Consider the following 7,567-nt stretch of genomic DNA (forward strand, 5'->3'; position numbering starts at 1 on the left):
GCGTCGTTCGAGCCGACGATCGACTATGTCGTCACCAAGATCCCGCGCTTTGCCTTCGAAAAGTTCAAGGGCGCCGAGCCCTTGCTGTCGACGGCGATGAAGTCGGTCGGCGAGGTGATGGCGATCGGCCGCACGATCCATGAATCGATGCAGAAAGCGCTGCGTGGGCTGGAGACCGGATTGTCGGGCTTCAACTTCGTCGACCGGCTGGTCGGCGCGAGCCACGAACAATTGAAGAGCGAACTGGCGCAGCGCACCCCCGACCGGCTGCTGATCGCGGCGCAGGCGATCCGCGAGGGCGTATCGCTCGCCGAGATCAACCGCATCGCGGGCTATGACATGTGGTTCCTCGATCGCATCGCAGAGATTGTCGAGGCCGAGAACAGCGTGCTCGAAAATGGTCTGCCACGCGATGCCGAGGGGCTCCGCCGGCTGAAGGCGATGGGCTTTTCGGACAAAAGGCTCGCCTATCTGGCGCTGCAGTCGGCGCATCTGCGGCCCGGCACCGGCGCGGCGGCGGCGCGCGGCAGCGGGCTGATCCATGAGGCCGTAAAGGCGATGACCGGCGGCGTCACCGAAGGCGAGGTGCGCGCGCTGCGCCACAAGCTCGGCGTGCGGCCGGTGTTCAAGACCATCGACACCTGCGCCGCCGAATTCGCCGCCAAAACGCCCTATCTCTATTCGACCTATGAAGCCCCGACCTTCGGCGAGCCCGAGAATGAGGCGAACCCGTCGGACCGCAAGAAGATCGTCATTCTCGGCGGCGGGCCAAACCGGATCGGGCAGGGGATCGAGTTCGATTATTGCTGCTGCCACGCCTGCTTCGCGCTTGAGGAGGCGGGCTATGAAACGATCATGGTCAACTGCAACCCCGAAACGGTGTCGACCGACTATGACACGTCGGACCGCCTCTATTTCGAACCTCTGACCGCCGAGGATGTGCTCGAAATCTTGCACGTCGAGCAGTCGAAGGGCGAGCTTGTGGGCGTGATCGTCCAGTTCGGCGGCCAGACGCCGCTCAAGCTCGCGCAGGCGCTCGAGGAAGCGGGCATCCCGATCCTCGGCACCTCGCCCGACGCGATCGACCTTGCGGAAGACCGCGAGCGCTTTGCGGCGCTGGTCAACAAGCTGGGCCTCAAGCAGCCCGAGAACGGCATCGCGCGCAGCCGCGAGGAAGCCGTCGCGGTCGCGGCGCGCATCGGTTACCCGGTGCTCACGCGCCCCTCCTATGTGCTCGGCGGCCGCGCGATGGAGATCGTCGACGATCAGGCACAGCTGGAAAATTATATCGAGACCGCGGTGCAGGTGTCGGGCGATTCGCCCGTGCTGATCGACCGCTATCTGCGCGATGCGATCGAGGTCGATGTCGATGCGCTGTGCGACGGCACCGATGTCGTGGTGGCCGGGGTGCTCCAGCATATCGAGGAAGCGGGCGTCCATTCGGGCGACAGCGCCTGTTCGATCCCGCCGTACAGCCTGCCCGCCGACATCGTTGCCGAGATCGAGCGGCAGACCGACGCGCTGGCGCGCGCCCTCAACGTCCGCGGGCTGATGAACGTGCAATATGCGGTGAAGGATGGTGAGGTCTACCTGATCGAGGTCAACCCGCGCGCGAGCCGCACCGTGCCGTTCGTCGCCAAGGCGGTGGGTTCGCCGATCGCCAAGATCGCGGCGCGGGTGATGGCGGGCGAGAAGCTGGCCGATCTGCCGAAGATCAACCGCGACATCGACCATGTCGCGGTCAAGGAAGCGGTTTTCCCCTTCGCGCGCTTCCCCGGCACCGATCCGGTATTGTCGCCTGAAATGAAGTCCACCGGCGAAGTCATGGGAATCGATAGCGATTTCAATCTCGCCTTTGCCAAGGCACAGCTCGGCGCGGGCGACCGCCTGCCGACCGACGGGCGGCTGTTCGTGTCGGTGAAGGACAGCGACAAGCCGCGCATCGTCGCGTCGGTGAAGCAGCTCGCCGCTTGGGGGTGGCAGGTGATCGCGACCGGCGGCACCGCCGACTATCTGGCGGGGCAGGGCATCGACGTCGAACGGGTGAACAAGGTCGCCGAAGGGCGCCCGCACATCGTCGACCGGATCAAGGACGGCGATGTGCAGCTGATCTTCAACACGACCGAGGGTTGGCAGTCGCTTCAGGACTCGCAGTCGATCCGGGCCTCGGCGCTCGCGGCCGACGTCGCCTATTATACGACGGCGGCGGGCAGCGATGCCGCAACCCATGCGATTGGCGCGCTGCGCTCGCACTCTCTTGAAGTAAAGCCGCTTCAGGACTATTATTGAGGGACCGCTTCATCTCCCTACATTGACGGAAACAGCGGCTCAGCCGCCCCGGCGAAGTTTCGCTGGCGGTGGATTATTGACGAAGGACAACAGGATAATGGCAAGCGTTGAAAAGGTTCCGATGCTGCAGGAAGGCTATGAGAAGCTGAGCGCACAGCTCGCCACTCTCAAAGCCGAACGCCCCCTCATCGTCGATGCGATCGAGGAAGCGCGCGCGCATGGCGACCTTTCGGAAAATGCCGAATATCACGCCGCGAAGGAACGCCAGGGCCAGGTCGAAGCGACCATCGGCGATCTGGAGGACAAGCTGTCGCGTGCGCAGGTCATCGACCCGACGACGCTGTCGGGCGACCGCATCGTATTCGGTGCGACGGTGACGCTCGCCGACGAGGACGACAAGCCGGTCAAATATCAGATCGTGGGTCAGGCCGAGGCCGACGCCAAGGTGGGCAAGATCAGCTATAATTCGCCGCTCGGGCGCGCGCTGATCGGCCGCAAGGTCGATGACGAGATCGAAGTCACCGTTCCGGCGGGCGACAAATATTATCTCGTCACGAAGATCGAATTCATCTGACGATCGCGCCGAAATGAAACCGCAGGACGCACCGCTGGTCACGGGAGTTTCCGTGCTATGCGCGGTGATCTTCATCCTGCTGTCGATCAGCGGCTATCAGGTCGAGGCGATCGTGCGCGCGGGTTTCATTCCCGCGCGCTTTGCGATGGAGCCGATTGCGGCGCCGGGCTTTTTCGTGCCCTTCGCGCTCACCCCGTTGACCTCCGCCCTTCTGCACGGCGGAATCCTCCACCTGGTGTTCAATCTGGTCGTCTTGCTGTTCATCGGCCGCCAGCTCGAAGCACCGCTGGGGTCGAAGGCGATGGCGGTATTGCTCGTCGCCGGCGCCTATGCGGGGGCCTTCGCGCAATATCTGGCCGATCCGCAATCGCCGGTGCCGATGATCGGCGCCTCGGGCGCGATTTCGGCGCTGATCGCGGTGTTCGCGCTGATTTTCAGTCGCTCCGAGACGCAGGCGCTAGGGCCGATTCCGGCGCATTGGGTGCGCGCACTGTGGCTGGCGGCAGCATGGATCGGGGTGCAGGTCCTGATCGGCTTTGCGGGCGGCGCAGGATTCGGCCTCGTCGCGATCTGGGCACATGTCGGCGGCTTCCTCGCGGGGATATTGCTCGCACGGCCGTTGCTGCGCTGGCGCTTCGGCGCGCGCTGACCGTCAGGACAGCGCGAGCAGCCCGCCCGCGAGCAGCATCGCGACGCGCACGTCGATACCGCAGCCTTCGGCGCGCTTTGCGGCGATAAAGGCGGCGATTTCGGGCAGCGGGACGCGGTGGACCGCAATGTCCTCGCCATCGACGCCGCCGCCTTCGCCGACCTTGGTCAGCCCGGTCGCGCGGAGCAGGGTGAAGCTTTCGCTGACCATGCCGGGCGAACTGTAGAATTCGCCGACGGTCAGCCACTCGGCCGCGCGGTAGCCCGTTTCCTCTTCGAGTTCGCGCACCGCGGCAATCTCGGGCGCCTCGCCCGCGCTGTCGTCCCCGACAAGCCCCGCGGGCAGTTCGAGGCAATATTTGCCGAGCGGGACGCGATATTGTTCGACCAGCAGGATGTGCCGCCCGTCGGCGTCCTCGTCGATCGCCAGGATCACCGCGGCGTGAATGCCGCGCGACCGCGACACATATTCCCAATTGCCTTGCTGTTTCACCGTGATGAAGCGGCCTTCCCAGCGCGTTTCGACGGGCGTGCCGGCTGCGGGGCGGGTCATATCGTCTCCGTCGGCGAAAGGGTAAGGATCAAAGCTCGATCAGCCGGTCGGGCAGCTCGTTGGGGTTGCCGTCGCTCTTCGGGAAATGTTCGGCCAGCACGATACCCATGCGGCGGACCGCCTCGGCCATGCCATGGCCCGGACGACCGGCGCGCACCTCGTCGATCAGCGCTTCCATCGCTTCACCCCATATCGAGGGCGCGACCTTGGCGGCGATCGCTTCGTCGGCGACGATGTCGGCGCGATGTTCGCGCAGGCTGACATAGAGCAGGATGCCCGTGCGGCCCATCGTCTTCGCCTCGGTCCCGACCTTGAACAGGTCGATGGCGCGGGCGCGGACGCGCGCGGCGAGGATCGCGCGCGGCGTCAGCCACAGGCGCAGCGGGCGCCACAGCAGGACCAGCCAGACGCCGATCCATTTGAGCACCCCGACCGCGATGACGGTGCCGAGCCATTGATTGGCGGTCAGTTCATGCCCCCAGCCGCCGCTCAGCCGGTAATAGAGACCCTGATAGAAATCGGGAAAAAGCGCGATCACCGACATGGCGATAAAGGCGATGACGCTCGCCCAGACGAGCGCGACATCGTCATAGTCGTTCGACTGCGCGGCGATCACCGTGACGATCTCGCCATCGGTGTGTCGTTCGGCCTCGGCGACCGCGGCGGTCACGATGTCGTGATCGGCTTCGCTGACATGGCTGACTTTCATTGCGCGTCCCCCTTACCAGCCGCCCGAGGCACCGCCGCCGCCGAAGCTGCCGCCGCCGCCCGAAAAGCCGCCTCCGCCGCCGAAGCCGCCCCCGCCGCCCCAGGAACCACCGCCCCAGCCGCCACCCGAACCGCCGCCCCAGTCATTGTCGCCCCAGATGATGATCGGGGCGCCGCCCCATGGGCGATGCTTGCGATGCCGCCGTCCGCGACGCCCGAAGGCGCCGAGCATCGGCAGGATGAAAAAGAAGAAGATGATGAAGGTCACGAAGATCAGCCCGCCGATATTTCCATTGTCGGCGCGGTCGCGCTCGGCCTTCGCGGCCTTCGCGGCGCGCGCCGCGGCTTCCTCCGGCGGCAGCTGGATCTGCTCGGCGATTGCGTTCACGCCGTCCTGGATGCCGCCGGGCATGTCGCCGGCCTTGAATTTGGGCGTCACCACGTCGCGGATGATCCGGCCCGACAGCGCATCGGTCAGCACGGGTTCAAGCCCATAGCCGACCGAGATGTTCATTCGCCGTTCGTTGGGGGCGATCAGGAAGACGACGCCGTCGTTATTCTCCTTGCCGCCGATGCCCCACGCGCGGCCGAGCTTGTAGCCATAGTCGCTGATGTCATTGCCATCGAGGCTGTTCACCGTCGCAACGACGAGCTGATGCCCCGTGGTCTTTTCCAGTTGTTCGAGCTGGACGGTCAGATTGGCTTCCTCGGCCGCCGGAATGATATCCGCCTGATCGACGACGCGCCCGCTGAGCTTGGGGAAATCCTGCGCCGCCGCGGGAAGGGCAAGCAGTGAAAAGCCCAGCGCCCAGCCGAGCAGGAGCGATTTCATGGCTTGTCTCCCGTCTCTGCGGAGATGGCGTCGATGCCCACGGATAGGCCGCGCGAATAGTCCGCCTTGGCAAAATAGGGCGTCATCCGGTGCACGATCGCGAGCGCCTTGTCGTCGGTCAGTATTTTTTCCATTCCAATACCGGTGGCGATCCGCATCTGCCTTTCATTTGGTGCAATCACGACGATCACGCCATCGTCATGACCCTGCCGTCCAATCTTCCAGCGATTGCCGAGGCAGGTGCCAAAATTGTCGATGCGGACGCCGTGAAGACTCGGCGTGGTCACGATGACCATCTGATGCTGCGTATCTCTTTCGTAGCGAGCAAGGCGCCCGGACAGGCGCACCTCGTCTTCGGCGGGCAATATATTCGCCGCATCGGTCACTCGGCCGGCCAGCGCCAATTGAGGAACGCCGTCGCATGCCGCCGTTTCCTTTGCAGCCGCTGGGCCGGATCCGCCGTTGCAGCCGCCCACGATGACCAGCATCGTGAGCGAAGCTGCGATGGCGGCTGCGCGCATATTATTGACCGAAATCGACCTTGGGCGCGACGTTCGCGTTGGGATCGACCGCCTTATAGGGGGTCATCGGCTTGGCGCCGTGGACGATCTTGGCGCCGATGATGTCGGGGAAGGTGCGGATCGTCGTGTTATAGTCCTGCACCGCGGCGTTATAGTCCTGGATCGTTACGTTGATGCGGTTTTCGGTTCCCTCGAGCTGGGTCATCAGGTCGGCAAAGCGCGCCTGGCTCTTGAGCTCGGGATATTGTTCGACCGTAACGAGCAGGCGGCCGAGTGCGCTCGACACATTGCCCTGCGCCTGCTGGAAGGCCTGAACCTTCGCGGGGTCTTCCAGGTCGTCGGTGCTCAGCTTCACCTGCGTCGCCGATGCGCGCGCCTGGATGACGCCTTCGAGCGTCGATTGCTCGATCTTCGCGGCACCCTTGGCGGTTTCGACGAGGTTGGGGATCAGGTCGGCGCGGCGCTGATAGGCGGCTTCGACATTGGCCCATTTGGCCTTCGCGGCTTCTTCCTTGGTCGGAACGCTGTTGATGCCGCAGGCCGACAGGCTCATCGCGGCGGCCGGAACAATCAGCCAGCGGGCGGAACGATAGGACATGGTCATCAGGCTCCCTCAGGCGGCGTTTTGCCGCAACAATACACATAATAGGATGCCCCTTGCTTTTGCGCAATGACCGGCGCACCACCATGACGGCAGGATCAGCAGTTCGGGGAGCAATAAGATGCTGAACGAGTTCAAGGAATTTATCGCGCGCGGCAATGTCATCGATCTGGCGGTCGGCGTCATCATCGGCGGCGCGTTCGCGACGATCACCGGATCGCTGACCGAGGACGTCATCATGCCGCTCGTCGGCTGGCTGTTCGGCGGAGTCGATTTTTCGAGCAAGTTCATCCTGCTCGGCAGCATTCCCGACGGCATCGCCGCGACCGACTATGCGGCCTTGAAAAAGGCGGGCGTCGCGATGATCGGCTATGGTGCCTTCATTACGGCGGTGATCAACTTCCTGATTTTGGCATGGATCATCTTCCTGCTCGTGCGGGCAGTGAACAGGGTGGTGCGCAAGGAAGCGCCGGCCGAAGCGCCCGCGGGGCCGAGCGAGGTCGATCTGCTCACCGAAATCCGCGACGAACTGCGCAAGAAATAGCATTTCATCGCGCGCCGGCGTGGGTCCGGTGTCGATTCAGGACGAAAGGCCCGCCTGCGCTCTTCCAAAGTGCGGGCGGGCTTCCTATATGGGAAGGGCCGGTTTCGACCGGCTATGAGGATAAATGGTGTCGTGGAATAGACACAGCGGACCCGGGGGCAGTACCCGGCGGCTCCACCACAAGCCCGCGTCCTTTTCGAAGGGGTGCGCGGGCTTCTGACGGGGCCGAACCAGGATCGACGTGTGTTCAAAGACGATGTTTTCTTCCGGGCTGAGTAACCCGTTAAAGGCTCAAAA

At 64.3% G+C, this 7,567-nt stretch carries 9 protein-coding genes and 1 other RNA gene; 5 read left to right on the top strand and 5 right to left on the bottom strand.

Going from position 1 to position 7,567, the window contains the following annotated elements; genetic code table 11:
• From carB to ABS88_RS21880, 3 genes are all read left to right on the top strand, one after another.
• Positions 1–2,289 (top strand): carbamoyl-phosphate synthase large subunit (carB, locus tag ABS88_RS21870; RefSeq protein WP_286750577.1); only part of this gene is annotated, 2,289 nt, incomplete at its 5' end.
• 97 nt (positions 2,290–2,386) lie between these two features.
• Positions 2,387–2,863: a transcription elongation factor GreA gene (greA, locus tag ABS88_RS21875; protein WP_003047342.1), complete on the top strand. Its 477-nt coding sequence runs from the start codon at positions 2,387–2,389 to the stop codon at positions 2,861–2,863.
• A gap of 13 nt (positions 2,864–2,876) precedes the next feature.
• Positions 2,877–3,512 carry a rhomboid family intramembrane serine protease gene (locus tag ABS88_RS21880; RefSeq protein ID WP_286750578.1) on the top strand — a complete coding sequence of 212 codons (636 nt, stop codon included), beginning with the start codon at positions 2,877–2,879 and terminating at the stop codon, positions 3,510–3,512.
• Positions 3,513–3,515: 3 nt separating this feature from the next.
• On the opposite strand, the gene ABS88_RS21885 is transcribed toward ABS88_RS21880, so the two are convergent.
• Genes ABS88_RS21885 through ABS88_RS21905 form a run of 5 tightly spaced genes read right to left on the bottom strand, consistent with a single transcriptional unit; the run spans position 3,516 to position 6,729 of the window.
• Positions 3,516–4,064, bottom strand: coding sequence for an NUDIX hydrolase (locus ABS88_RS21885; protein WP_263588350.1), 549 nt, complete (start codon positions 4,062–4,064; stop codon positions 3,516–3,518).
• Between the two features lie 28 nt (positions 4,065–4,092).
• Positions 4,093–4,773: a TPM domain-containing protein gene (locus ABS88_RS21890; protein ID WP_062902084.1), complete on the bottom strand. Its 681-nt coding sequence runs from the start codon at positions 4,771–4,773 to the stop codon at positions 4,093–4,095.
• A 12-nt stretch (positions 4,774–4,785) separates the two neighbouring features.
• The gene (locus ABS88_RS21895) at positions 4,786–5,604 is read right to left on the bottom strand and encodes a TPM domain-containing protein (RefSeq protein ID WP_286750579.1); all 819 of its coding nucleotides are present in this window, start codon (positions 5,602–5,604) and stop codon (positions 4,786–4,788) included.
• The gene (locus ABS88_RS21900; protein WP_286750580.1) at positions 5,601–6,125 is read right to left on the bottom strand and encodes a TPM domain-containing protein; all 525 of its coding nucleotides are present in this window, start codon (positions 6,123–6,125) and stop codon (positions 5,601–5,603) included. The genes ABS88_RS21895 and ABS88_RS21900 overlap by 4 nt, the downstream gene beginning before the upstream one ends.
• A 1-nt stretch (position 6,126) precedes the next feature.
• Positions 6,127–6,729, bottom strand: a complete 603-nt coding sequence (locus ABS88_RS21905) for a LemA family protein (RefSeq protein WP_003047327.1) — start codon at positions 6,727–6,729, stop codon at positions 6,127–6,129.
• Between the two features lie 118 nt (positions 6,730–6,847).
• Here ABS88_RS21905 and mscL point away from each other — a divergent pair, with 118 nt between their 5' ends.
• Positions 6,848–7,270 (top strand): large conductance mechanosensitive channel protein MscL, encoded by a 423-nt coding sequence (gene mscL / locus ABS88_RS21910; RefSeq protein ID WP_062902085.1) that lies wholly within the window; start codon positions 6,848–6,850, stop codon positions 7,268–7,270.
• A 58-nt stretch (positions 7,271–7,328) separates the two neighbouring features.
• Positions 7,329–7,567: a transfer-messenger RNA gene (gene ssrA / locus ABS88_RS21915) on the top strand; the annotation flags it as partial.

This window comes from Sphingopyxis sp. SCN 67-31 (genome assembly GCF_001725095.1).

What these genes read in the sequence shown, in the direction of transcription:
- ABS88_RS21900 (WP_286750580.1), bottom strand. Translation starts at nt 6,125, where the DNA reads ATGCGCGCAGCCGCCATCGCAGCTTCGCTCACGATGCTGGTCATCGTG.
- mscL (WP_062902085.1), top strand. Translation starts at nt 6,848, where the DNA reads ATGCTGAACGAGTTCAAGGAATTTATCGCGCGCGGCAATGTCATCGAT.
- ABS88_RS21905 (WP_003047327.1), bottom strand. Translation starts at nt 6,729, where the DNA reads ATGACCATGTCCTATCGTTCCGCCCGCTGGCTGATTGTTCCGGCCGCC.
- greA (WP_003047342.1), top strand. Translation starts at nt 2,387, where the DNA reads ATGGCAAGCGTTGAAAAGGTTCCGATGCTGCAGGAAGGCTATGAGAAG.
- ABS88_RS21880 (WP_286750578.1), top strand. Translation starts at nt 2,877, where the DNA reads ATGAAACCGCAGGACGCACCGCTGGTCACGGGAGTTTCCGTGCTATGC.
- ABS88_RS21890 (WP_062902084.1), bottom strand. Translation starts at nt 4,773, where the DNA reads ATGAAAGTCAGCCATGTCAGCGAAGCCGATCACGACATCGTGACCGCC.
- ABS88_RS21885 (WP_263588350.1), bottom strand. Translation starts at nt 4,064, where the DNA reads ATGACCCGCCCCGCAGCCGGCACGCCCGTCGAAACGCGCTGGGAAGGC.
- ABS88_RS21895 (WP_286750579.1), bottom strand. Translation starts at nt 5,604, where the DNA reads ATGAAATCGCTCCTGCTCGGCTGGGCGCTGGGCTTTTCACTGCTTGCC.